This window comes from Streptomyces sp. MK37H (genome assembly GCF_018035285.1).
Classification (GTDB): domain Bacteria; phylum Actinomycetota; class Actinomycetes; order Streptomycetales; family Streptomycetaceae; genus Streptomyces; species Streptomyces endocoffeicus.
In genome coordinates this window covers 107,777-132,519 of the sequence record NZ_JAAAYH010000001.1, presented here as the reverse complement: position 1 = coordinate 132,519, position 24,743 = coordinate 107,777, and the positions used below count along the sequence as shown (strand labels likewise).

Genomic DNA, 24,743 nt, shown 5'->3' with positions numbered 1-24,743 from the left:
ACCGGCCGGTGTCAGGGGTTGTCCAGGACGCATGGTTGAACCTAAGCGAGCTCAAAGTTAAATGTGGCCGCGGGTGCCGTCAATCACAAGTACTGAGGATGCTGCGGGCTTATTGACGATCCGACACACCGTGTCTAACGTTCAAACTGAAGTCGATTCACTCATCGCTGTTCGCTGCGGTCCGCCGCGATGAAGAGAGCGGGAGACATGGCTGATCGGATGAACTTCGGCATCTTCCTCACCCCGTTTCACCTCCCCAACACCCAGAACCCCACATGGGCGTTGAGGCGGGACGTGGAACTCGTCAAGCACTACGACATGCTGGGTTTCGACGAGGTGTGGTTCGGCGAGCACCACTCGTGCGGGTGCGAGCTCATCGGCGATCCGATCACGATGATCGCGCATTGCGCGCCGCAGACACGGCACATCAAGCTCGGTACGGGCGTCTTCTCCCTTCCGTACCACAATCCGCTGTGGGCCGCCGAGCGCATGATCTTCGTCGACCATCTCACCCGTGGCCGCGCCATGTACGGCCTCGGTCCCGGGGCTCTCCCCACCGATGCGCGGATGGTCGGTATCGAGCCGTCGGAGCAACGGGACGCGTTCGAACTCGACGTCGACGTCCTCATGCACCTGATCCACTCCGACGAGCCGATCTCGGTCAAGACCAGCCGGTACACCTTGAACGACGCCATGGTCCAGCTCAAGCCATACTCGGACTTCGAGGTCGCCGTCGCCGCGGTGGTGTCACCGAGCGGACCGCGCATCGCGGGCAAGCACGGGCTGTCCCTCATGTCGATCGCCGCGACGATGCAGGGTGGAACCGACGCGTTGGCCGGCCACCGCCGCATCGTCGAGGAACGGGCCCGGGAGTTCGGGGCGCCCGCGGCACCGCGCTCGACGTGGCGGCTGCTGGGGCCCATGCACATCGCCGAGACGCGCGAGCGAGCGGTCGAGGACGTCCGTTACGGTATCGACCTTTGGTTCGACTACATGCAGAACGTCTCGGCATCCCCGCAGTTCTCCCCGGCCGGTACCACGACCGAGGAGCGCGTCCAGTGGGTCGTCGACAGCGGGGTCGGCGTGATCGGCACACCGGACGACGCGATCGAGCAGATCCGGCGGCTTCAGGAGATGAGCGACGGCGGCTTCGGCACGTACCTGATCATGGGCAACGAATGGGCACGGTTCGATGCGACGAAGCGCTCGTGCGAGCTCTTCGCCGAACACGTCATGCCAGTTTTCCAGAACCAGAACGCGCGGCTGCGGGCGAGCGAGCGATGGGCCCGAGGCCACCACGACGACCTGCACGCTCGTCAAGCGGCCGCACTCCGGGCGGCGAGCGACAAGCACGCCGCCGAGCAGGAAGCGAAATCCGTGGCGACCGACTGATTACTTCAGCAGGAGTTGTCCTTCCCTGCTGGTCAACGGCCTGAGAGGGACTGGAAGGCCCGGCATCGCTCCGTCAGCGGCCACCAGGGCAACTACGACATGCGGGAGATCGTCAACGCCCTGCTGTACCAGTCCCGCACCGGCTGCCAGTGGGACTACCTCCCCCACGACCTGCTGCGATGGCAGGTCCGCGAGATGAGGGGGACGGCCGACCCCAGCCTGGTGGTGCTCGACACCCAGAGCCTGCGCGCCGCCGCCGGGGTGCTCGCGGTCACCACCGGGCGGGATGCGGCAAAATAAGTGCCAGACCGCAGGCACAGCCTGGCAGTTGACGTTCTGGGTCTGGTGATCGCGGTGGTGGTGCTGGCCGCCTCCAGGCACGACAACGCTGCCGGTATCGCGCTGCTGGACAGGACGGTGGCCGCCACCGAGCCGGGCGCCGTGAAGAAGGCCCTGGTGGACCAGGGGTTCAAGACCGCCGTCGCCGGCCACGGAGAGAAGGTGGAGTCGCAGTACTGCGATGCTGGACAGCCGAGTCGGTTAGGGGCGCGGGTGCCGGTCCTAACACTTGCTTCCGCCCAGTCTCAATCGTCTTCGGTGATGAAGTCGGTCAGCGCGGCAGCGACGGCATCGGGCTGTTCATCGGGGATGAAGTGTCCTGCGTCCGGCACGACGATCCCGGTGGCGTGGTCGGCCCACGGCCTGATGGAAGCTGCCATGTCGGGGATGGAGCCGTGGCTGCTGGAGATCCCAAGAACCGGGACCCTCAGGCGCTGTTGTTCCAGCGCTTCGTGGTTCTTCTGCGCCGACTCGGCGGCGTCCCGGTAGTAGGCCAGGGATGCACGGAGACCGCCGCCGGCGCCCACGGACGCGGCGTATTGCTCAATTTCGGCGTCGTCGAAGGTGTCGGAGGAGAGGCTCTTGACCTTCAGGAACCAGCCAACGTACTCCCGTTCGCGGCCAGCGAGCAGTGTCTCGGGCAGGTCGGGCACGAGGTGGAAGGCGAAGTGCCAGGTCTTCCACGCCTGCTCGGGGTCGGTCGGAATGGCGTCAGGGAGTGTGATGCCCGGGATGCCGGCGTCGAGCAGTGCCAGGCCACGCAACTGGCTCTGGTACTTCAAGGCGAGGGAAAAGGCGACCCACGCGCCGATGTCGTGGGCGACCAGCCAGTATGTCGAGACTCCGAGCGCCTTGACCGCGGCGTGGACGTGCGCAGCGACCGTGTGCGTGTCGTAGCTGATGTCCGGGCGTTCGGAGTGGCCCTGGCCCGGCAGGTCGATCGCGATGACTCGGAATCGGTCGGCCAGGTTCGGCATCACCTTGCGCCATGCCCACCAGGTCTGAGGGAACCCGGCGAGCAGCACGATGGCTGGACCGTCCGGCTGACCGCCTTCAACCGCGTGAAGCCGGACGCCGCCCGCGTCGACCCAACGGTGGGTGAAACCGGCCAGGTCGGGCAGCGGCAGGTCGCGGACCGGGTTGCCGGAGTCGCGGGGGGTGCTTGCGGGGTCATTCATGGTTCTCCTCCACTGGTGTGAGGTGTGTTGACGGTCTGCTGAAGGTGTCAGGTGTGCTGGTTGATTCGGTGCGTCGGCCGAGGGACAGGCCCACGAGCGCGGTGGACACGACGAGAGCGGCGAGCATGGTGCTGGAGACCCGTGTCCCGACGGCCTGATCGGCGAAACCGAGCAGTAGGACCGGGACGACGAGCCCGGCGTAGAGGAACAAGAAGTAGGTTGCATTGAGCTCGGCTCGATTGCCGGGATCGCACAGTGCGTCGGTAACTCTCAGACCGTGTCGGAACAGCGTTTCGACCGCCGCGCCAGCGAAGACGGTGCCGACGATGAAAAGCGGCGCGGAGTGGGTCCACAGCGTGGCCTCAATGACGATCATCCCCGCGGTCAGGAGGGCCGTCCCGATGTCGCGTCGCAAAAGGGCCGCAGGCATGACGATCTGCGCCAGCAGCGCGCTGATGAACAGCGCGCCGACACCCACGCCGATGACGGCGAAGTTCGACACGCCCAGGTCGTCGCGCAGGAACGAAGGAGCCAGCGAGGAGAAGAACCCGTTGACGCCCGCGGAGGCTGCGACGAGCACGCCGCCGGCGACGAACGACCGTACCCGGCTTGCTCCGTTGGGAAAGACCGGGCGGCGGATACGAGGCTGCCGGCACGCCGTTCGGTCCGCGGTCTCGGGGATGACCAGCCAGGAGACGCCGGCGACGGCGCACGTCGCCAGATAGCACCGGAACACGGTGTGAGTCGGTGCCGTGACGCATCGTGTCAGGACGCCCGAGGCGACGACGCCGAGACTTAGGCCGCCCATGTTGGCCGCGGTGCTCAGCACGGCTGCCGTCCTGGGCCCGCGCACGAGTTCCGCGATCGCCGACGTTGCCGTCGCGGTGATGAGCCCGGTCGCCACGCCGCTCAGCACACGCGAGATCAGGAGGACCGTGAGGCCGTCTGCCAGCGCAAACCCCAGATTGCTCAGCGCCGTGAGGGCGAGCGACAGCGCGAGAACGGGACGGCGGCCAATGACGTCGGACAGGGAACCGGCCACGAGTAGCGTGCCGACGACTCCGACGACGTAGGCGATGAACACGACAACGGTGGTGAGCGGTCCGAAGCCGAATTGCGAGGCCCACAGCACATACAGCGGGATCGTCAGTGTCCCGCCCACCATGACAACGGTGTAGACAAACGCGATGGCGCCGACCGCGAGCATGCGGTGCGCGTGTCGCTGCGCTGTGAGATCCGTGGGGTATCCGGCCATGATCATGCCTTCACTCTAACCCATCTTGAACTGATTAGTTCAAGATGGGATGATGGTCTCCACTAAGAAGGCAGAGCAGGAGGGAGGTGCCGGCATGGCAGGCAAGAAGCAGTTCGACATCGCCACGGCGCTCGATGCCGCGATGATCCAGTTCTGGCGGGCCGGCTACGCGGACACGTCGGTGGACGACCTGTCCCGGGCGACCGGGCTCAACCGCAGCTCCATCTACTCCTCCCTCGGCGACAAGGACACGCTTTTCATGCGCTGCCTGGAGCGCTACACCACGCGCTACGGAGACAAGTACGACGCCGCGTTGTCCTGCGCCGCCGACCGGCCCCTGGCAGCCGCGCGGGCGTTCTTCGACATCACCCTGGAACGCATCGCGGACCCCGGTCTGCCCGACGGATGCCTGGTGGCCCAAACTGTCATGGCGACCCCAGTGCTGAGCGCGAGCGTCGCGGCGCGTGCACGGGAGGCGATCGGCTTCCAGCACACCCGGCTACGCGCCGCACTGAAGGCCGGCCGACTGCACGACGAGGCGGCCGAGTCCTTCGCGACCCACCTTGCGGCCGTGAACCAGTCCCTCGCCGTCATGAGCAGAGCCGGAACGAGCACGGAGCAGCTGCGCGTCATCGTCGACGTGACCCTCGACGCACTTGCGCAGACTCTCGGCGCGAGCGACTGAGATTTGTCCGGCAATGAGATTTGTCCGGCAAAGCGGACTTCGCCGTCTGCCTGAGCAGAACCCGCCGTGCGTCAGGGTGCGCGTCAGGGCCCCGGTGTTTGCCCGGCTCGTCCCAGCTTGTTGGTTGACGTCGGTGGTGGGCCCTGAAAGCAGGCGAACACGGCCCCTGTGGATCATGGAGTTCTCTGCCCTTCAAGATCCGCGAAGGTGGCCGTGTTCGTTCCGCCACCCATCCCCCATCGCCGCTCCGGTTCGCCCGCGCCCATCAGGAGCGTGAACAGCGCGGGGCCCACCGGGCTGCCGCCCGGGCCGATCCGGTCCATCGCAGGCGCCAGGCGATCGCGGTGGACGGCAAGTGCCTGTGCGGTGCATGGCGCCCTGAAGGCGCGCCGGAAGGCGGACCCGAGCCGGCTGCGGTAAGCACGGTCCAGCAACCTGCCCTCATTTCGAATCGGCACGTCTCGATTCGATTCATGTAGCCTCGGAACCATGCCGCCCGCACCCGAGTCGGCCCGGCCCGGCCGCAAGCGCAACGAGGCCAGCCGCACAGCGATCCTCACCGCTGCCTGGGAGCTCACGGTCGAGCTCGGCTACCCAGGCCTGACGGTGGAGGGGATCGCCGCGCGGGCAGGCACCGGCAAGCAGACCGTCTACCGCTGGTGGCCGTCCAAGGCCGACGTACTGCTCGACGCACTGGTCCTCAAGGCCGACGTCCAGATCGGACTCGAGGACCACGGTGGCTACGCGGCCGACCTGCGCCAGTTCCTCGATCGGTCGTTCATGCTGGCCCTCGACCCGTCGGTGATGCGTGTGATGCGCACGCTGATGGCCCAGGCGCAGATCGACCCGAAGTTCGGCACGTGCTTCCGCGAACAGTTCCTCGCCCGCCGCCGCGCCGCCTTCGAGGTCCTGACGAGCCGCGCCGTCGAGCGAGGGGACTTCCCGACAGGTCGTTCACCAGTGCTCGACGCCCGGATCGTCTTCGGTCTCCTCTGGTACGAGGTGCTCGCCGCACCCCCGCCGCTCGGATCGAGTCCCATCGGCGAGCCCCATCGTGCCCTCGTCGATGCCCTCATCGACCTCCTCACCCGCAGCCTCGTTCAGGAAGGACCGGCATGACCGCCACGACCATCGCGATCACCGGCGCCACCGACGGCCTCGGCCGCGCCCTCGCCCTGCGCCTCGCGACCGACCACGACGTCCGACTCGTCCTGCACGGCCGCGACCCCGCCAAGCTCGAACGGGTTGTCGCCGAGGTACGAGGCGCCGGCGCCGCCGCACCCCTCACCGCGACCGCCGACCTGTCCGACCTCGCCCAGGTGGCCCGGCTGGCCGACACCATCACGGACAGCGTCGACACCCTCGACGTACTGGTGAACAACGCAGGCATCGGCTCCGGCGAACCCGACGGACGCGAACGCCGCACCAGCCGCGACGGCCATGAGCTGCGCTTCACGGTGAACTACCTGGCGACCTTCCTGCTCACCGAGAACCTGCTCCCGCTCCTGCGCGCCTCAGCCACCACGGATCACGCCGCCCGCGTCGTCCACGTCTCGTCCCTGGGTCAGCACCCGCTCGACTTCGACGACCTCATGCTCGAACGCGGCTACTCAGGCACACGCGCCTACGGCCAGAGCAAACTCGCGCAGATCATGCACTGCTTCGACCTCGCCGGACGGTTCGCGCCCACCGAGCTGACCGCCACCTGCCTGCACCCCGGCACCTATATGCCGACCAAGATCGTCCTGTCCGAGATCGGCATCACCGCCGACACCCTGGAGTCCGGGGTCGAGGCCACTCGCCGACTCGCCGTCGATCCTGCTCTGGAAGGCACCACCGGCCAATTCTTCGACCGCCTCCAGCCCGCCCGCGTGAACGACCAGGCCTACGACGAACAGGCCAGGGCGACCCTGCGTGCCCACAGCCTCGCCCTCCTGGACGGCCACCTCACGACGGCGCACTGACCCCGGCACCGTTCGGCACACTCGCGACAGCGGATCCCCGACAAGCCCGTCGACGACCGGCTGGTGGCCAGGGACCGGAAGATCTCAAGCCGGGTTGATGGTCCGCTCGACTTCGTTGCGGCGCTTGCAGAGCGCCTTGTCGAGGCTGATGGGCCGACCGCCCTTGCGGCCCCAGCACCGGCGGTTGGCCCCCTGGTCCCTCGGCCGACCGCGGAGGCTGCGGGACAGCGTCAGCGCAGACAAGGCATACAGCAACAGTCTGATGCGCACCTATCTACGCCGACGCGGCATTCGGCACGTAATCCCGGAGAAGACCCATACCAAGTCCGCCAGATTACGCCGGGACTCACACGGCGGTCGACCACCCGGCTTCGACGACGATCGAGGAGACAGGCCCTGGCTGGGCCTCGCCTTGGCCGCACCGGTGTCCAGAGGCGGTGTGCCGCTTGCCTTCCCGAGATCCCTGCGCGTCAATGAGACATGCACGGTCAACCTGACGCAGCGTCAGGGCATCTCCTGGTACCTCCACCGGACGGGACGACCCATGAGACGCATGAGGGCGAAGTTACGCGCCGCCACGGCCGCCGCCGCCACGGCCGCCGCCTCGGCGGTGCTGCTCGCCGGTGCCGCAGCTGCGGCACCGGTGACAACCGCCGTGTCACCAACCACTGCCACGGCCGCCTACAGTTGCGGTACCTGGGGCAGCACAACCCTGACCCTCACCGCAGCCCAGAACGGGACGACGGCGACGATCACGCTGGGCGCACCGGACATGATCGCATCCGTCGCGATCCCGGCGAACACCATGGACGTCACCCTGCGGCTGGAGAAGAACGGCGGACCGGACACGACTGTCTTCAGGGGAGGCTCCAACCCGTCCATTCCGGCGGGTTCCCCGGTCAGGTTCGGCGCGCTCACCGGCACCGTGGCCCCGGGCGACAGCCTGGACTCCTACGTGGGCGGGGATTCGCTGAGCTTTACATTCTCCGTGTTCAGCGTGCGCTGCACCGCGATCGCCAAGCAGTCGCCGGGCCCGTTCGTCTTCGACTGACGGGCGGCGGGCCCGTTCGTCTTCGACTGACGGGCGGGGAGGCGCCGGGACTCAACCGGCCGCGCCGGCGACGCATCGTCCTCGAGCAAGCCGACGTCCGCCGCGAACCCGGCCAGGGCCCGCTCCATGTGCTCCGCGAGCTCCCGCAACGTCGCCGCCCGCTCCGTCGCCGCACGGAAGGCGCTGGCCGCCACGGACTGGTCCGCCACTGCCGGGAGACGCTCCTCAGCCGCGGCGGGGCCCGAGGGGCGGCGCCGTCGGCCGCTGCCTCCTGGCCACCGCCGCGGCCCGCCTGACCGGGCGTCGGCATAGTTGCGACAGTGATCGCTCCCTGCTCCGTGGGGTGTGCGTCCCGTGGGAATGGTTCCGTCCTGGCTCTTGACGGTGGGTGAAGCTCACGCCAAAGTCTATTAATGCGCATTAGTAATGCGCATTAATAGATCGGTGAGCGAGGGGACGCAAGGGGTGGATCAGCCGAAGAAGCGGGCGAAACCGGGGCGGAATCCGGCGCCCGCGAGCCGTACGTCACGGCCGCGGCAGGCCGAGGTGGCCGGGCTCGCCGGAGTGTCGCAGGCGACGGTGTCACTGGTCCTGTCGGCGCGCGGCGACGGCAGAGCCGCCGCGATCTCCGAGGAGACCCGGCAGCGCGTCCTCGACGCGGCCCGCAGTCTCGGCTATGTGCCGGACCCGGCGGCCCGGCGACTGGCGGCGGCCAGCAACAACCTGCTGGGCGTCTTCAGCTTCACCGCCACTTTCCCGACCGACGTACAGCACTCGTACTACCCGTTCCTGGTGGGCGTGGAGCAGGAGGCGGCCGCCCGGGGCTACGACCTGGTGCTGTTCACGGGGTCGAGCACCGGTGGCGCGGGCGCCGCGGGACCGGACGCGCTGAGCCGGGTCCGGCTGGCCGACGGGTGCCTCTTCCTCGGCCGGCACGTACCGCGCGCCGAGCTGAAGCGGCTCGTAGCCGACGGGTTTCCGGTGGTGCATCTGGGCCGCCGCGAGGAGTTGGAGGGGCTGGCCTGGGTCGGCGCCGACTATGTCAGCGCCAGCCGTGAAGTCGTCGCCCATCTGACCGAGTTGGGGCACCGGCGGATCGTGCTCGTACGGGAGGACGACGAGGCGCCCCCGTCCACGGACCGTCAGCGGGGCTTCCTGGACGGCCTGGCCGCGGCGGGCATCGCGGGCGGCCCCGGCGCGGTGCTGCGCTGTGCCGATCCGGCGCGTGAGCTGACCGCGCGGCGGGTGCGGACCCTGGTCGCGGACGGGGTGACCGCGTTCGTGGCCGAGGAGACCGACACGGGGGCGGCGTGGCGGGCGCTGAACGCCGCCGTCCAGGAGGCCGGGCTCAGCTGCCCGGGCGACGTCTCGCTGGGGCTGCTCGGGAGCCCGCCCGCCGACCTCGCCGCCCGGCCCGTGCCGATGGGGTTCGACATCCCCCGGCACCGGCTCGGCGCCGCGGCCGTCCGGCTGCTTGCCGCGCTCGTGGTCGGCGAGGAGGCGCGGGAGCCGTTGGTGGCCTGCGAGTTCCGCGCGGGCGAGACGGCGGGCCCGCCCGTCCCGCCACCGTAGCGACCGGCGCGGGAGCAACTCCATTACTACGGAACGAAGTTCGGTCACGACCACGAGGAGCACGGTGATACCCCAGCCAGACATCCTGATCGTCGGTGGCGGCCTCGGCGGCGTCGCCGCCGCACTCGCCGCCTGCCGCGCGGGCCGGCGCGTGGTGATGACCGAGGAGACCGACTGGATCGGTGGGCAGTTGACGGCGCAGGCCGTGCCGCCGGACGAGCACCCGTGGGTGGAGCGGTTCGGCACGACGGCGACGTACCGGGCCCTGCGCGAGGGCATCCGGGCCTACTACCGGCAGTGGTATCCGCTGCGGGGCGAAGCACTCGGGCTCACCGAGCTCAACCCGGGCGCCGGCCGCGTCAGCAAACTGTGCCACGAGCCGCGCGTCGCGCTCGCCGTCCTGGAGGCGATGCTCGCGCCCCACCGGGCCTCCGGGCTGCTGACCGTCCTGACCGAGCACCGGGCCGTATCCGCCGAGCACGACAACGATGCCATCACGGCCGTCACGGTACGGGACCTGCGCAGCGGCGCCCTGCGCACCGTCGCCGCCCCCTACGTCATCGACGCCACCGAGACCGGTGAGCTGCTCTCGCTGGCCCGTGTGGAGCACGCTAGCGGGGCCGAGTCGCATGCCGAGTTCGGGGAGCCGCACGCCCCCGCTCAGGCCCAGCCCGGCAATCAGCAGGGCATCACGGTGTGTTTCGCGCTCTCCCACCACGAGGGCGAGGACCACACGATCGACCGGCCCGGGACTTATGACTTCTGGCGCGCCTACCGCCCCGAATTCTGGCCGGGGCCGCTGCTCGGGTTCGAGGCTCCCGACCCGCGGACCCTGGAGCCCGTCCCGCGCTCGTTCGTGCCCAACCCCGAGCTGGATCCGCTGGATGTCAGCGCGGACCAGAGCGCGGACGCCGGGGACAAGGAGCTGTGGGGTTTCCGCCGGATCCTGGCACGCAAGCTGCACCGGCCCGGGGCCTTCGAGTCGGACATCACTCTGGTCAACTGGCCCCTGAACGACTACTGGCTGAAGCCTTTCATCGGCCAGGAGGCCGAAGCGCTGCGCGAGGCACGGCAGTTGTCGCTGTCCGTCCTGTACTGGCTGCAGACCGAGGCGCCGCGCGCGGACGGCGGCACCGGCTTCCCCGGGCTGCGCATCCGCCCGGATGTGACGGGCACGGCGGATGGCCTCGCCAAGGCGGCCTACGTACGCGAGTCGCGGCGCATCAAGGCCGTGACGACCGTCGTCGAGCAGGACGTCGCCATCGACGCCGTGGGCCCGTACGGCACCAAGCACTACCGGGACTCGGTCGGCGTCGGGGGCTACCGCATCGATCTGCACCCCTCGACCGGCGGCGACACCTACATCGACATCGGCTCTGTGCCGTTCGAGATTCCGCTGGGCGCGATGGTGCCGCGCCGGGTGCGGAATCTGCTGCCCGCCGGCAAGAACATCGGCACGACGCACATCACCAACGGCTGCTACCGCCTGCACCCCGTGGAATGGAACGTCGGCGAGGTCGCGGGCGCGCTCGCCGCGCACTGCCTGGGCGAGGACGTGGAGCCGCACCAGGTGCAGGCGGACGACAAGCGGTTCGAGGAATTCGCGCGAGCGCTGGACCGGGCGGGTGTGCAAAGGAGCTGGCCCGACGTCCGCGGCTACTGACCGGTCCCCCTTCGGCAACATACGCACGTCAACGCACAAGGAGGTGCCTGACATGTCCCCTGACCGTCGCGTCCGCGTCGGTATCGACGTGGGCGGCACGTTCACGGACGCCGTGGCCGTCGATGCCGCGACGCTCGAACTGGTGGGCCAGGTGAAAGTGCCCACCAGCCACCACCATGAGGACGACGTCGCACACGGCATCGTCCAGGCGCTCGGCCGTCTCCTCGAACAGGCCGGGCGCACCCCGGCCGACGTCACGTTCCTGGCCCACGGCACGACCCAGGCCACGAACGCGCTCCTGGAAGGCGATGTGGCGAAGGTCGGGCTCATCGGGATCGGCACGGGGGCGGGTGCCGTGTTCACCCGGCGCCTCGCCGCGTTCGGGAAGCTGGAAGTCGCCCCGGGCAAGCGGCTTCCGCTGGTGTACGCCCATGTGGCGGACCCGTTCGACAGCGATGCGGTGCGGGCGGCCGTGACCCTCGTACAGGAGGAGGGCGCCCAAGTAATCGTCGCCACCGAACCGTTCGGGGTGGACCGGCCCGAAGGCGAGCAGGCCGTGCTCGACGTGGCGCGGTCCACGGGGCTGCCGGTCGCTGCGGCACACGAGATCACGTCGCTGTACGGGCTGCACAAGCGGACCCGTACCGCCGTGGTGAACGCGGCGATCCTGCCGCGCATGCTGGCCACCGCCGAGCTCGTCGACTCCTCCATCGCCAAGGCCGGGGTCACCGCGCCGCTGATGGTGATGCGGTGCGACGGCGGTGTCATGTCGCTGGACGAGATGCGGCGCCGTCCGCTGCTGACGGTCCTGTCGGGGCCGGCGGCGGGTGTGGCGGGGGCGCTGATGCGGGAGCGGATCAGCGAGGGGGTGTTCCTGGAGACGGGTGGCACGTCGACGGACATCAGCGTGGTGCGACGCGGCAAGGTGGCGGTGCGGCACGCGACGATCCTCGGCAGGGCGTCGTACCTCAACGCCCTGGATGTGCGCACCGTCGGTGTCGGTGGCGGGTCCATGGTGCGGGTGTCCGGAGGGAAGGTCACAGGTGTCGGTCCGCGCAGCGCGCATATCGCGGGGCTTCCCTACGCCTGTTTCGCCTCGCTCGACGAGCTGCGGGACGCGAAGGTCTCCACGGTGCGGCCGATGGACGGCGACCCCGACGACTACATGGTCCTGGATGCGGCGGGCGGCCGGTTCGCCGTGACGATGACGTGTGCGGCGAACGCGCTCGGCCGGGTCCCCGAGGGCGACTTCGCGCGCTGTGACCCGGAGGTGGCGCGGGCGGCGCTCGCCCCGCTCGCCGCCCTCCTCGGCCTGGATGTGGCGGGCGCGGCGCGGGCCGTGCTGGACGCGGGGACCGCGTCGGTGCGGGCGGTCGTGGACACGATGATCCGCGACTACCGGCTCGGCCGGGAGACCGCCGTCCTGGTGGGCGGGGGCGGCGGAGCGGCGGCCGTGACCCCGCACCTGGCCCGGACCACCGGTCTGGAAGGGCGCGTCGCCCGTCACCATGAGGTCATCAGCCCGATCGGGGTGGCGCTCGCGCTGGTCCGCGAGCAGGTCGAGCGGATCATCCCCGGCGCCACCCAGGAGCACATCCTCGCCGTGCGCGCCGAGGCCGAGCGGGCGGTCGTCGCGCAGGGCGCCGCGGCCGACGGTGTGGAGGTCGAGGTGACGGTCGACCCGCAGACCAGCACCGTACGGGCCGTCGCCACCGGCGCGACCGAACTGCGCACGCGGGACCGGGCGCACCGCGCCGATGACGCCGAGCGGCTGCGCGCGGCCGCCGCCAGCCTCAAGGCGCAGGAGACGCGGGTGCGGATCCTGGCCGGCACGGACGCGTACACGGTGTACGGCACGGAGGTGCGGCGCCGGCTGCGGGCGGGGCGGCAGCCGGTGCGGGTCGTGGACGCGGACGGGGTGGTGCGGCTGGGGGTGTCCGACGCGCGGGTGCGCACGACGACCGTGGGCGCGGCCGGCGAGACGCTCGCCTCGCTGGTGCGGGAGGCCACCTCGTACGGCGACGGCGGAGTGCGGGCGCCCGCGGTGCGCCTGCTGGTGGGCGGCCGGATCGCGGATCTGTCCGGGGTGCTCGAACCCGAAGCGCTGCTCGCGCTGGCCCGCAGCGAGTTGCGTACGCGCGCCGCCGACGAGCCGGTGGTCGCGGTCGTGGAGTCCCGCGCATGAGTGGCGACCACAGCCTCGGCCTCGGCCACGACCACGACCACGGTCTCGACCACGACCTGGACCTCGCCGTGCGGCTGCTCGCGGGGACGCCCACCCACGAGGGTCGCGATCCGCTGGTCCTGCGCCGATGGGCCGAGGCGGCCGAGGAGTTCGGACGCCGTATGAGTCCCGATCCGGTGCCGGTCCGGGTGGTCGAGCGGGACGGCGGGCTCGCCGCCGGGCTGTTGGCCCGGTACCGGTCGCGGCCGCCGGTGGTCGAGGTGTACGTCGACACGGTCGACCGCGCCGAACGGCTCGTCGCCGAGCTCGGCTGGCGGAACTGGTTTCCCGCCGGGTCGGTGCTGGCCGCGGCTCTCGCCCACGAGCGGGCGCATGCCTGGCTCCATCACCCGCATGTCCGGGCCGAGTTCAAGCGGGCGCTCGGCCACACCGCGCTGCGGCTCGGGCCGCGTCGTCTGTACGCGCATGTCGCGGGCGCCGACGAACTCGCCGCGCACGCCTACGCCCGCGCTGCCTGCGGCCTCGGCCGCAGCCCCCTGCTGCTCACCGAGGCGCTGGCCGCCGCGTGTTCCGAAAGCGAGACGGATCGATGGGTGTCGTGATTCTGCTCCTCATGGCGGCGGGCGTCGCCGCCATGCTCACCCGCAGGCTGCCCACCGCGTTCGCGCTGGTGCTGCTCGCCGTGGCGATCGCGTTCGCCGCGGGCGCGCCGCTGACCGGAAAGAACAGCGTGCTCGACACGGTGCTCCAGGAGGGCGCGCCCGCGCTGGCGGCCACAATGATCGCGATCCTGCTCGGTTCGTGGCTCGGCAAGCTCCTGGAGGAGACCGGTATCGCGGCCACCCTGGTCCGCAAGATCGTGGAATTCGGCGGCGACCGGCCGGTGTTCGTGGCGCTCGGCGTCCTCGCGGTGTCGGCCCTCGTGGGCACGGTGACGGGGTCCGCGCCCGCGGCGATGCTCGCCGGGCTCATCGGGATCCCGGCCATGATCGCGGTGGGCATCCCTAAGGTGACGGCCGCCGGCACGATCCTCATGGGCATCGCGGTGGGGGTCCCGTTCGAGCTGCCGGTGTGGCAGTTCTTCTCCACGGCGCTGGAACTGCCCGTGGACACCGTGCGCGGTTTCATGGTGAAGCTGTTCCCGTTCGCGCTGGTGGCGGCGGTCGCGTACGTCCTGGTGGAGTCGCGGCGGCGCGGCGTGGAGCACACCTGGTCGCTCAAGTCGCTCGAGGGCAGGCCGACGTCACGCGGCCGACGGCAGCTGCTCGGCGACGCCCCGTGGTACGCGCTGCTGACGCCGGTGGTACCGCTGGTCCTGGCCCTCGGCTTCGAACTGGCCATCATTCCCTCGCTGCTGGCGGGAGTGCTGTACGCGCTGGTGACGACGACACGTCCACGCGAGATGAACCGACGGCTGCTGCGCACCCTGTACGGCGGTTTCGAGGTGGCGGCGCCCCCGATCACGCTGTTCGTGGCGATCGGCATCCTGCTCGCCGCGGTGAAACTGCCCGGCGCCGTCGACGCGCTGGAGCCGCTGGTCAAGGCGGTCAGCCCGCAGAACGCGGTGCTGTTCGTGCTGGTCTTCACGCTCCTGGTGCCGCTGTGCCTGTACCGCGGCCCGCTCAATGTCTTTGGCCTCGGCGCCGGCATCGCGGGCGTCCTCATCGCCACCGGCATCTATCCGGCCGCCGCCGTCCTCGGCATGGCCACCTCGTACAACCAGGTCTTCGGCGTCGCCGATCCGACCAGCACCCAGACCGTGTGGGCCGCCCAGTACGCGGGCGTGTCACCGCAACAGGTGATGGTGCGGACGCTGCCGTATGTGTGGGCCGTGGCGCTCGGGGGACTGTGCGTCACCGCCGCGACCCAACTGTGACGTCCTTCCAACCCTTCTCAACAGCAACCGACCTCAGGAGCCGATCATGCAAGAGCCGCAGTCCGGCCCGGATCGTCGTATGTTCCTGCGCGCGACCGCCGTCACCGGCGCCGCGCTCACCCTCGGCGGCCTGTCGACGCAGACCGCGTCGGCCGCGCCCGGAGGTTTCCCCGACTACACGTACGTACGGACGCTGCTGACGCCGTCACAGCTGAAGTACAACCCGACGGGCGAGATCATCTTCCCGACCGTGCGCGGCGTCTACGACAAGTTGGCGTCACCGCTCGGCCGTTACTACCTCTACTACGCGCCGCACGACGCGCCCGGCGGCATCTGCCTCGCCTACGGGAACTCGCTGGAGGGCCCGTTCACGGAGTACCCGGCGAACCCGATCGTGTCCAACAAGTGGGCCCCGCACTACTCGGTCAGTCATGTCTCCTCACCGCATGTGCTGTGGAAGGAGGACGTCAAGGAGTTCTGGCTGTACTTCCACGGCGAGAACACCACGACACGGCTCGCCCGCTCCCGGGACGGCGTCCACTTCACGTACGACAAGGTCGTCCTGTCCACCTCGATGATGCCGTCGGGCACCACCGAGACGTCGTACGCCAGAGTCTTCCGGCACGACCTGCCGTCGCGCGGAGCCCAATACGTAATGCTGTTCATGCTCAACAACACCACCAACCACCGTGACATCTGCTGGGGCTGGTCCGCCGACGGCCGGAACTGGACCTTCGACCAGACCCCGCTGGTGCGCCACTCGGACGTCGGGGCGGTGAACGTCGGCGGTCCCCACCTGCTCACGCGCAACGGTTCCGCGTACGTGGTCTACAACAAGGACAAGGAGAGCGGCGGCGACCTCATGATCACCGAGGTGGGCGCGGACTTCTCGCTCCGTCGCCATCTGGGCGTCTTCTACAACTCCCGCTCCGGGCCACCGGAGAACGGCAGGTCGGCGGCGCCGTCGTTCGGCACCGAGGGCGGAGTGCCGTACATGGTCTTCGAGGCGGGGGAACGGCTCCAGGGCTCGATCGCGGTGGCACGAGGCTAGTCGGGGCCCAGGTCACGCCTGTGCGCTGTCCCGCCGGGTTCGCCGGACAGCGCACAGCCTCGATGGCGATCGAGTCGGATGCCGGCCGCCTGGTGTCCGCTTCCCCGGTAGCCCTGGCCGCGTCGTACGGTCGTGCCGTGGTCGAGACGGCTCGCCGACTGCATCGACGAGGAGATCGCCGAGCGGATCGAGAGGTGAGCGGCGCGCGGGCGCGGCAGACGACCGCGTCGAGCGCCGCGTTCCCCTATCCGCGCCCGGCCGTGGTGCCGCGCACGACGAGGCGCGGGGTGAGGACGACCTCGCGGGGCTCTGTGCGGTCCTGGTCGAGGCGTTCCACGGCGGCGGTCACCGCGTGTTGGGCCTGTTCCCGGGCGCTCTGGCTGACGGTGGTCAGGTCGAAGCAGCTCAGCCGGGAGAGCGTGTCGTCGTCGTAGCCGGCCACGGACACCTCGCCCGGGACGGCGACTCCGGCGCGCGCGAGGGCGGCCAGGACGCCGATGGCGCACTGGTCGTTGTACGCGACCACCGCGGTGGGCAGTCGGCCGCCGTCGAGGAGGTGGCGGGCGGCGCGTTCGCCGGCCGCTTCGGTGTTGTCTCCGGCGAGCACACGGATGTGGTCGCCAAGGCCGTGGCGGCGCATGGCGGTGCGGTAACCACGGCGCCGGTCGGTGGCGATGACGCTCTTCCCGCCGTCCACGTAGACGATCTCGCGATGACCGAGTCCGACCAGGTGATCGACGGTCTGACTCACGCCGTCGTCGTCAGCGGTGCGTACGACGTCCAGGGCGGTGTCCGCGATCCGGCGGCCGACGGTGATCACGGGGGCCTTGTTGTCGAGCACGGCGAGCGCGTCCCCGGGTGCGGTGGGGCCGAGCAGGATCAGCGCCTCGCTGCGGAAGGCCAGCAGGGTGTCCACCGCGGTCCGTTCGTCGCGGGTGCGGGTGAGGGTGCTCAGGACCAGGTCGTAGCCGACCTCCTCGGCCGCGGTGTGCAGGTGCTCGACCAGTTCGGCGTGGAAGGGGCTGTGGATGTCGACCATGACGCCGAGCAGGCGGCTGCGTCTGCTGGCCAGTGTGCTGGCGGTGCGGTCCACCTGATAGCCGAGGTCGGCGGCCGCCTTCAGGACGCGTTGCCGGGTTCGTTCGCTCGGGCCGGGCACACCCCGCAGCACCAGGGAGACCGATGCCGTGGACAGGCCCACCCGCGCGGCCACGTCCTCCAGCCTGGGGCGCTTGGGCGTGCCGTTCTGGTGACGCCCGGAACCACCGTCCTCCACCTGTGCCTCCCCGGCGCGAATCTCCTTGCGCAACACCCTTGACACCCTCGCGCAACACGGCCGATAGTACCAGAACTTAAAGCGCTTTAAATTGTCCTGTCGTTCCAACAAAGGCTGCGCCGATTCGCCGCGAAGGGCACCCGGTGATGCGCATCACCCACTCCCCCCATGTTCCCCCGACCCGAAGGGATTCCTCATGAAGATCGCCCTCGACCCGTTTATGATCCGCGACGTTCCGCTCCTCGAACTGCCTTCGGTGGTGGCCGAGTTGGGCTACGAGTGGATCGAACTCTCGCCCCGGGAGGACTTCATCCCCTTCTTCCGCCACCCCCGTGTCGACGACGCCACCGTAAGGAAGTTCCGCAAGGCGCTGGACACGGCCGGAGTGGGCGTCTCCTCCCTGCTGCCCCTGTTCCGCTGGTCCGGCCCGGACGAGGACGCACGGCAGGCCGCGGTCCGGTACTGGAAGCGCTCGATCCAGATCTGTGCGGACCTCGGAGTGGACAGCATGATCTCGGAGTTCAACGGCCGCCCCGAGGACCCGGACCGCAGCGAGGCGCAGTTCTGGCGCTCGATGGAGGAACTGCTCCCGGTGTTCGAGCGCGAGGGCATCAAGCTCGCGCTGGAACCCCACCCGGACGACTTCATCGAGAACGGCTACGACGCGATCAACCTGATCCGGGGCATCAACCACTCCCACGTCGGCTTCCTCTACTGCGCCCCGCACACCTTCCACATCGGCGACGACGCGCCCGGCATCATCGAGTACGCGGGCGACCTCCTCACCCATGTCCACCTCGCGGACGCCTTCGACCACACCGCGTCCTCAGGCAACCGCTACATCCTCAACCCGCCCGGCACCCCGGCCCGGATCCATCAGCACCTCGACATCGGCCAGGGCGAGGTGGACTTCGACGAGCTCTTCCGCGAACTGCGCGCACACGGCTTCGACGGCGTCCTGACCGCCTGCGTCTTCGCCTGGGAGGAACGGGCCAGGGAGTCCTCCGCCTTCATGCGGAAGAGGATCGACGAATATCTGGCCGCCCATTCCTGACCGGCCGCACCCCCAGATCGCGTGTCCATCGAGGCCCGCTTCCGCCGGCAGTACGCCGCCTGATCACCCGCTCCCGTCCCGTTCCCTCTCTCTTTCCCCGGTTCGAAAGGCATCCGCCATGACCACGTCCGCCCAACCCCTCTCCGTCGCGGTGATCGGAGCCGGGATGGCCGGCCGAGCCCATGCCGCCGGCTATCGCAACGTCAACACCGTCTTCGACGCCGGTCTGCCGCCGGTCCGGCTGGCCGCGATAGCCGACGCCAATGTCGCGCTCGGCGAGGACGCCGCCCGCCGCTACGGCTATGAGAAGGCGCTGCCGAGCTGGGAGGCCGTTGCCGAGGACCCGACGATCGACGCCGTCAGCATCGTCGTGGGAAACGATCTGCACCGCCCGATCGCCGAGGCGCTGGTCGCGTCGGGCAAGCATGTGCTGTGCGAGAAGCCGCTGGCGGGAACGGGCGAGGACGCCCGTGCGATGGCCGAGTTGGAGCGCGGCGCCGATGTGGTGACCGCCGTCGGGTACACCTTCCGCCGCTCTCCCGCCATCGCCGCGATCCGCGATCATGTCCTGCGCGATGAACTGGGCGATCTGACGCTGTTCAGCGGCCGGTACTGGTGCGACTACGCGACCGACCCGAAGGGGCCGCTGAGCTGGCGGTTCAAGGGCGGGCCCGGCTCCGGCGCGCTCGGGGACGTCGGAGCGCATGTGATCGACACCGCCGAGTACATCGCGGGCCCCATCACCGCGGTCTCCGGTGCCTCGCTGTCGACGCAGATCCCCGAGCGGCCCCTGCCGCTGGGCGCGGTCGTCGGCCACAACGCCGCGCCCGTCTCGGACGAGCTCGGCGCGGTCGAGAACGAGGACACCGCGTCCTTCACCGCCCGCTTCGAGTCCGGTCTGGTCGGCACCTTCTCGGTCTCGCGCACCGCCTTCGGCCTGCCCAACGGGCTCTCCTTCGACGTCCTGGGCGTGGGCGGCCGGGCCGCGTTCGACCAGCACCGCCCGGCCGAGTACCTCTTCGACGGCGCACAGCCCGACGCCCGCCCGAGCGGCGCCCGCCAGATCATCGCCGGCCCGAACCTGCCCTACTTCAAGGGTGGTTACCCGATGGAGGCGCCGGGCGTGGGAGGCGGCAACGCCGAGATGTTCACCTACCAGGCCCGGGCCTTCCTCGACCAGGTCGCGGGCGTCGCCGAACCCCTGCCGTCCTGCGCCACGTTCGCCGACGCCCTGCGGACGATGGAGATCATCCATGCCGTCGTCGAGTCCTCGCGTCAGGGCGGCACCGCCGTCGACGTTCCGCCCGCCGTCTGAAACGCCCGTAAGGAGTTGTACCCATGACCCTCAAGCTCGGCGCCTACACCGCCTGCCTGCACGACCGCACCCTCTCCGAGGCCCTGGACATCCTGAAGGAGAACGGTCTGACCTCGGTCGAGGTCAACACCGGCGGTTTCATCCCCTCCCCGCACTGCCCGGTCGACCTGCTGCTGTCCTCGGCCACCGCACGCGAGGAGTACCTGGCGGCCTTCGCGGACCGGGGGATGGAACTGACCGGCCTCAACTGCAATGGCAATCCGCTCAACCCCCTCCCCGGTGTCGGTCCGAAACACGCCGACGACCTGCGCCGCACCATCCGCCTCGCGGGCCTGCTCGGCGTCAAGCACGTGGTCACCATGTCCGGCACCCCGGGCTCCGACCCCGATGCCAAGTACCCCTCCTGGGTCGTCAACCCCTGGGACGGCGTCTACATGGACGTCCTGGACTACCAGTGGGACGTGGCCGTCGAGTTCTGGAAGGAGATCGACGCGCTCGCCCGGGAGAACGACGTCCGGGTCGCCATCGAGATGCACCCGCACAACGTCGTCTTCTCCCCGGTCACCCTGAAGCGGCTCGTCGACGAGACCGGCGCGACCAACGTCGGCGCCGAGATGGACCCCTCCCATCTGATGTGGCAGGGCATGGACATCGTCGCCTCCATCAAGTGGCTCGGCCCGCTGGTCTTCCACGCCGCCGCGAAGGACGCCACGCTCTGCCCCGGCGCCGACATCCGCGGTGTCCTGGACACATCCTTCACCCGTGTCCCCGCCGACGCCCCCGGCAAGGTCCCCACCGGCTACGGCTTCTGGTGCAACGCCTGGCCCGAGAACCCGGCGTGGAAGTTCGTCGCCGTCGGCCTCGGCAACGACGTCCCCTTCTGGACGGAGTTCCTGCGCGCCCTCGCCGAGGTGAACCCCGACATGGCCGTCAACATCGAACACGAGGACGCCGCCTACTCCCAGACCGAGGGTCTGGCCCTGGCCGCCAAGAACCTCCGCAGCGCCGCGGAAGCCCTCTGATCGGCCCGCACCCGTGGTCCCCGCTTCCGCCGGCCGGCGGAAGCGGGACCGCTCGTATCACTCGCCCCAGATCTTGCGGTACGCCCGTCGATAGCCGGGCGGATTCCAGTTCGTGGCTCCTCCGCTGTTGGCGGCCGTGACGATGTGGACGGGGGCGACGTACCCGCTGGGGGCCCGGCCGGAGAAGGCCCGGTTGAACTCGTCGATCACCTGCCAGCCCTGTTGGGACAGCGGTTCGGGAACGGTGGCCGCCTGGTACTGCCCGCTGTTGACGCGCTGGAAGGCGGAGGGGTCGCCGTCGCCCGCGCCGATGTTGAAGGGCGGGCCGGTGCCTCGCTTGCCGGCCGCCCGGAGGGCGGGGGCGGCGTCCGCGAAGTACAGGTCGTTGATGGCGATGGAGTAGTCCCATGTGTCCGGGAAGCGCGAGAGGAGGGAGGAGACCTCCTGAGGGGTGCGGCTGCCGGCGTCCGGGATCGGAATGTTCGCGTAGGCCAGCAGCCGCACGCCCGGGCACCTGGCGAGTCCCTTTCTGATCAGCCCGGCCTTGTTCCTGGCGAAGGGGATCGAGTCGTCGGTGAACACGACGACCCGGGCGTGGCCGTCGGACCGTGCGATCACCCAGTCCGCGCTGGCCCCGGCCACCTCCTCGACCTCGGTGGTGACGTTGGTGAAGAGCTCGGGGCGCTTGCTGGGGCCAGGGGAAGCAACCGCGTGCCAGCCGACGAGCGGAATGTCCGCGGCGTTGGCCTGGGCGACCTGCCGCGAGGTCGCTCTGGGGTCGAAGCCGCCGATGACGATGCCCGAGGGCTCGAGGGCGATCGCCTCGCTCAGTGCCGCCTGGATGCCCACGGGGGTGCCCCCTCCGTCGATCACCCGGACCTTCCAGCCCATGACCTTCGCCGCCTCCCGCACGCCCATCGCCACGCCCGCGACTCCCGGGTTGGTCATGGTCTGCGCCACATAGGCGATGGTCTTGCCGCGCGCCGCCGTGGGGCCGCTGGTCGGGCCGTTCCAGGGGGCATCGGTCCGCTCGGCCCGCTTGACGGCGGCCTTGGCCCTGGTGAGGGTCGCGGGGCAACCGCTCGGGCCCGCGGTGGATTCTCCGGGACCGGCCGACGAGCCGCGTTCGCAGCCGGCGAGGGCGGTCGCCGCCAGCAGCACGACGGCCGTGAGCGGGATGGCGCGGTCGCGGTGCACGTCAGGCTTCTCCGACTCCGGTGCGCAGCCGGCGACGGGCGGAGTAGCCGGCCAGGCCGACGACGATGAGCAGCGTGCCGCCGTTGAACAGCGGGGTGGCCCAGAACTGGGCACCGAGCTGGCCGATACCGGCGAGCCCGATGGCGAGGACCGCCACGGCGACGAGGGTGCCCAGGGCGTTCGGGCGGCCCGGTTTGATCGCGGTGGAGCCGAGCAGCGCCCCGGCGAAGGCGGGGAGCAGGTAGTCGATGCCGACGCTCGGGTTGCCGATCTGCTGCTGGGCCGCGAGCAGCACCCCGGCGCAGCCGACGACCAGCCCCGATACCGCGAAGGCGCAGACGGTGTACGTACGGGTGGGGATGCCGACGAGGTCGGCGGCGCGAGGGTTGGAGCCGATGACATACAGGTACCGGCCGAGTGGCAGCCGCTCCAGCAGGAGCCAGAGGGCGACCGCGAGGGCGAGCACATAGAAGGCGGGCACCGGAAGTCCGAGGAAGGTGGAGTCGTAGAGGTCGGTGAAGGCGGCCGGCAGCCCCCGCGGGCCGGGGACGATCCTGCCGCCGCCGGTGATCCATCCGGTGCAGGCGTACAGCATGCTGCCGGTGCCGAGGGTGGCGATGAAGGAGTCGATCCGGCCGAACTCGGCGATGACACCGTTGAGTACGCCGACGACGGTGCCTCCGACGATCACCGCGAGGCAGGCGAACGGCCAGGGCCACCCCTCGTTGACGATGAGCCGCATCACCAGGACATGCGCCAGGCCGAGCCCGTAGCCGATGGAGAGGTCGAAATTGCCGGTCGCGATGGGGACCGTCACACCGAGCGCGAGGATGGCCGGGATCGACTGGGTGGTCAGGATCGAGGAGATGGTGTCCAGGGTGGGAAAGGTGCGCGGCAGGGTCACGGAGAAGATCAGGAACAGCAGGGCGGTGAGGGCGAGCAGGCCGTAGGTGCCGATCAGATGCCCGCCCGCTCGGCCCCGGCCGCGCCCCCGGAGCGGTCTGCCGAGTGGGCCCGTCCGGGACCGTGGCGGAGGAGGGCTCGTCATCGGTCCCTCATGTCCGGGGGGCCGGCATCGCCGAGACGGCCCGGGTGAGTCCCGCGGCGGTGAGCGACGAGCCGCTCAGCTCGGCCGTCACGGTGCCCCGGACGAACACCAGGGCGCGTCGGCACACGCCCGCGACCTCCTCGGAGTCGGTGGAGATGAGCAGTGCCGCGAGGCCGGCGGCCAGCGCCTCGTCGAGGAGGCGGTAGATCGCGGCCTTGGCCCCGATGTCCACGCTCGCGGTCGGCTCCTCGAGAATCAGCAGCCGCAGGCCCACCCGGAGCCACCGGCCGAGCATCACCTTCTGCTGGTTGCCTCCGGACAGGGTGGCGATCGGAGCCTCGGTGTCCCGGGGGCGCACCGCGAACCGTTCGATCAAGGCGGTGGCCTCGGCGCGCTCGCGGCGGGGGCTGAGCCGGCGCAGCGCCGGCAGACCGCCCGCCCGGGGGTTGGCCAGGAGATTCTCCCGTACGGTCAGTTCGGCGGCACAGCCCTCCTCCACTCGGTTGCCGGTCACCAGGCCGACGCCGGAGCCGACGGCGGCGGCGACCGTACGGGGGTGGTACGGCCGGCCGTCGAGCAGGGCCCGCCCGTCGAGGATCGACTGGGCGCCGGCGAGGGCGCGGCCGAGCTCCATGTGCCCAGCGCCGGTGAGGCCCACCAGACCGAGGATCTCCCCGGCGCGCAGTTCGAGGTCGACGGGTCCGGCGTGTGCCGTCCGAACGCCGTCGAGGGTCAGCACGGCCGGGCCGCCGGCGGAGGCGGTGCCGGCGGAGGCGGTGCCGGGCCGGTAGCCGGTCGGCTGATCGCCCACGATGTCCCGCACCAGCCGGGTGGGGCTGTGGTCCGCCAGCGGGCCCCGGCTGACCAGGCGGCCGTCGCGCAGCACCGCGAAGGCGTCGGCGACCTCGTACACCTCGTCCAGGCGATGGGTGACGTAGAGAATGCCGTGCCCCCGGTCGCGCAGGGTGTGCAGGACGTCGAAGAGCCGGGCGCAGTCCGCGGCGGGGAGGCTGGCGGTCGGCTCGTCGAGCACGATGAGCCGTGCGTTCGTGGCGAGGGCACGGGCGACGGCGACCAGGGAACGCTCGGCGGGGGCGAGGTCGGCGATCCTGGCGTCGGCCGGAAGCTGCCCGGCGACGGTCCGCAGGACCTCCGTGCCGCGCTCCATGGTCCGCCGCCAGGAGATCAGCCCGCCGCGGCGTGGATACCCGGTGGCCAGGGCGATGTTCTCGGCGACCGTCATCCACTCCACGAGGCCGAGGTCCTGGTGGGTGAAGGACATGCCCGAAGCGGCGGCCTCGGTTCCCAGTGGGTGCCCGGCCACCGTCACCTCTCCCCCGTCGGCGGGATGAACGCCCGCGAGCACCTTGATGAGGGTGGACTTTCCGGCGCCGTTGGGGCCGAGGAGGGCGAGGACACTGCCGCCGTGGAGGTCGAGGTCGACGCGGTCCAGCGCGAGGGTCCCGCCGAACCGCTTGCTGAGACCCCGGATGCGGACGAGGGGGTCCGGTCGGGCGGCCGGGGATGCGTTCACCGATGTGGCGTCATGCACGGACATCTCCGGGTCGGCCTGGCGAACTGTCGCGAACTCACCCACGACAGTAGCGGGGCCGACCGGCA

Annotated in this window: 20 protein-coding genes and 3 pseudogenes; 16 read left to right on the top strand and 7 right to left on the bottom strand. The window is 70.4% G+C overall.

The window, feature by feature from the left end; translation table 11 throughout:
* The first annotated feature begins 207 nt into the window (after nucleotides 1-207).
* A complete protein-coding gene (locus GWI24_RS00675) occupies nucleotides 208-1,392 on the top strand; it encodes an LLM class flavin-dependent oxidoreductase (RefSeq protein ID WP_210943827.1) in 1,185 nt (394 codons plus the stop codon).
* 51 nt (nucleotides 1,393-1,443) lie between these two features.
* Nucleotides 1,444-1,887 (top strand): annotated as a pseudogene (locus GWI24_RS00670) (transposase); the annotation flags it as partial.
* An 89-nt stretch (nucleotides 1,888-1,976) separates the two neighbouring features.
* Here GWI24_RS00670 and GWI24_RS00665 read toward each other — a convergent pair.
* Both GWI24_RS00665 and GWI24_RS00660 read right to left on the bottom strand, forming a co-directional pair.
* Nucleotides 1,977-2,909 carry an alpha/beta fold hydrolase gene (locus GWI24_RS00665; protein WP_210943826.1) on the bottom strand — a complete coding sequence of 311 codons (933 nt, stop codon included), beginning with the start codon at nucleotides 2,907-2,909 and terminating at the stop codon, nucleotides 1,977-1,979.
* Entirely contained in the window at nucleotides 2,902-4,170 is a 1,269-nt protein-coding gene (locus tag GWI24_RS00660) for an MFS transporter (RefSeq protein ID WP_210943825.1), read from the bottom strand. Before GWI24_RS00660 ends, GWI24_RS00665 begins: the two co-directional genes overlap by 8 nt.
* Before the next feature lie 88 nt (nucleotides 4,171-4,258).
* Between GWI24_RS00660 and GWI24_RS00655 the strand changes: the two genes are divergently transcribed.
* The 4 genes and pseudogenes from GWI24_RS00655 to GWI24_RS00640 all read left to right on the top strand — a co-directional run bounded on the left by GWI24_RS00655 (nucleotide 4,259) and on the right by GWI24_RS00640 (nucleotide 6,813).
* Entirely contained in the window at nucleotides 4,259-4,849 is a 591-nt protein-coding gene (locus tag GWI24_RS00655; protein ID WP_210943824.1) for a TetR/AcrR family transcriptional regulator, read from the top strand.
* Between the two features lie 221 nt (nucleotides 4,850-5,070).
* Nucleotides 5,071-5,238, top strand: a pseudogene (locus tag GWI24_RS00650) (ISAs1 family transposase); the annotation flags it as partial.
* Nucleotides 5,239-5,338: 100 nt separating this feature from the next.
* Nucleotides 5,339-5,968, top strand: a complete 630-nt coding sequence (locus tag GWI24_RS00645; RefSeq protein WP_210943823.1) for a TetR/AcrR family transcriptional regulator — start codon at nucleotides 5,339-5,341, stop codon at nucleotides 5,966-5,968.
* Nucleotides 5,965-6,813 carry an SDR family NAD(P)-dependent oxidoreductase gene (locus tag GWI24_RS00640; RefSeq protein WP_210943822.1) on the top strand — a complete coding sequence of 283 codons (849 nt, stop codon included), beginning with the start codon at nucleotides 5,965-5,967 and terminating at the stop codon, nucleotides 6,811-6,813. Before GWI24_RS00645 ends, GWI24_RS00640 begins: the two co-directional genes overlap by 4 nt.
* A 62-nt stretch (nucleotides 6,814-6,875) precedes the next feature.
* Here the strand turns inward: GWI24_RS00640 and GWI24_RS46720 are convergent.
* Nucleotides 6,876-7,017 (bottom strand): annotated as a pseudogene (locus GWI24_RS46720) (IS5/IS1182 family transposase); the annotation flags it as partial.
* Nucleotides 7,018-7,366: 349 nt separating this feature from the next.
* Between GWI24_RS46720 and GWI24_RS00635 the strand changes: the two are divergent.
* The 7 genes from GWI24_RS00635 to GWI24_RS00605 all read left to right on the top strand — a co-directional run bounded on the left by GWI24_RS00635 (nucleotide 7,367) and on the right by GWI24_RS00605 (nucleotide 16,211).
* Nucleotides 7,367-7,864 (top strand): hypothetical protein, encoded by a 498-nt coding sequence (locus GWI24_RS00635; RefSeq protein ID WP_210943820.1) that lies wholly within the window; start codon nucleotides 7,367-7,369, stop codon nucleotides 7,862-7,864.
* Nucleotides 7,865-8,329: 465 nt separating this feature from the next.
* Nucleotides 8,330-9,436 (top strand): LacI family DNA-binding transcriptional regulator, encoded by a 1,107-nt coding sequence (locus tag GWI24_RS00630; protein ID WP_308343267.1) that lies wholly within the window; start codon nucleotides 8,330-8,332, stop codon nucleotides 9,434-9,436.
* A gap of 64 nt (nucleotides 9,437-9,500) precedes the next feature.
* A complete protein-coding gene (locus GWI24_RS00625) occupies nucleotides 9,501-11,099 on the top strand; it encodes an FAD-dependent oxidoreductase (RefSeq protein ID WP_210943818.1) in 1,599 nt (532 codons plus the stop codon).
* A 52-nt stretch (nucleotides 11,100-11,151) separates the two neighbouring features.
* Nucleotides 11,152-13,284, top strand: coding sequence for a hydantoinase/oxoprolinase family protein (locus tag GWI24_RS00620; protein ID WP_210943816.1), 2,133 nt, complete (start codon nucleotides 11,152-11,154; stop codon nucleotides 13,282-13,284).
* Complete coding sequence (locus GWI24_RS00615) at nucleotides 13,281-13,886, top strand: hypothetical protein (RefSeq protein WP_210943814.1); 606 nt, start codon at nucleotides 13,281-13,283, stop codon at nucleotides 13,884-13,886. Before GWI24_RS00620 ends, GWI24_RS00615 begins: the two co-directional genes overlap by 4 nt.
* Nucleotides 13,874-15,160 (top strand): TRAP transporter large permease subunit, encoded by a 1,287-nt coding sequence (locus GWI24_RS00610; RefSeq protein ID WP_210943812.1) that lies wholly within the window; start codon nucleotides 13,874-13,876, stop codon nucleotides 15,158-15,160. The genes GWI24_RS00615 and GWI24_RS00610 overlap by 13 nt, the downstream gene beginning before the upstream one ends.
* A 46-nt stretch (nucleotides 15,161-15,206) precedes the next feature.
* Nucleotides 15,207-16,211 (top strand): hypothetical protein, encoded by a 1,005-nt coding sequence (locus GWI24_RS00605; protein WP_210943810.1) that lies wholly within the window; start codon nucleotides 15,207-15,209, stop codon nucleotides 16,209-16,211.
* Between the two features lie 244 nt (nucleotides 16,212-16,455).
* On the opposite strand, the gene GWI24_RS00600 is transcribed toward GWI24_RS00605, so the two are convergent.
* On the bottom strand, nucleotides 16,456-17,487 hold the full coding sequence (locus GWI24_RS00600; RefSeq protein WP_210943849.1) for a LacI family DNA-binding transcriptional regulator: 1,032 nt from the start codon (nucleotides 17,485-17,487) through the stop codon (nucleotides 16,456-16,458).
* 196 nt (nucleotides 17,488-17,683) lie between these two features.
* Here GWI24_RS00600 and GWI24_RS00595 point away from each other — a divergent pair, with 196 nt between their 5' ends.
* From GWI24_RS00595 to GWI24_RS00585, 3 genes are all read left to right on the top strand, one after another.
* Nucleotides 17,684-18,541, top strand: coding sequence for a sugar phosphate isomerase/epimerase (locus tag GWI24_RS00595; RefSeq protein ID WP_210943808.1), 858 nt, complete (start codon nucleotides 17,684-17,686; stop codon nucleotides 18,539-18,541).
* A 118-nt stretch (nucleotides 18,542-18,659) separates the two neighbouring features.
* Entirely contained in the window at nucleotides 18,660-19,856 is a 1,197-nt protein-coding gene (locus GWI24_RS00590; RefSeq protein WP_210943806.1) for a Gfo/Idh/MocA family protein, read from the top strand.
* Nucleotides 19,857-19,879: 23 nt separating this feature from the next.
* On the top strand, nucleotides 19,880-20,878 hold the full coding sequence (locus GWI24_RS00585; protein WP_210943805.1) for a sugar phosphate isomerase/epimerase: 999 nt from the start codon (nucleotides 19,880-19,882) through the stop codon (nucleotides 20,876-20,878).
* A gap of 57 nt (nucleotides 20,879-20,935) precedes the next feature.
* Here the strand turns inward: GWI24_RS00585 and GWI24_RS00580 are convergent, their stop codons facing one another.
* The 3 genes from GWI24_RS00580 to GWI24_RS00570 are packed head-to-tail and all read right to left on the bottom strand — an operon-like array spanning nucleotide 20,936 to nucleotide 24,681.
* Nucleotides 20,936-22,075: a substrate-binding domain-containing protein gene (locus tag GWI24_RS00580; protein WP_308343264.1), complete on the bottom strand. Its 1,140-nt coding sequence runs from the start codon at nucleotides 22,073-22,075 to the stop codon at nucleotides 20,936-20,938.
* 1 nt (nucleotide 22,076) lies between these two features.
* Nucleotides 22,077-23,123: an ABC transporter permease gene (locus GWI24_RS00575; protein WP_210943803.1), complete on the bottom strand. Its 1,047-nt coding sequence runs from the start codon at nucleotides 23,121-23,123 to the stop codon at nucleotides 22,077-22,079.
* A gap of 7 nt (nucleotides 23,124-23,130) precedes the next feature.
* Nucleotides 23,131-24,681 carry a sugar ABC transporter ATP-binding protein gene (locus GWI24_RS00570; protein WP_210943847.1) on the bottom strand — a complete coding sequence of 517 codons (1,551 nt, stop codon included), beginning with the start codon at nucleotides 24,679-24,681 and terminating at the stop codon, nucleotides 23,131-23,133.
* Nucleotides 24,682-24,743: the final 62 nt, after the last annotated feature.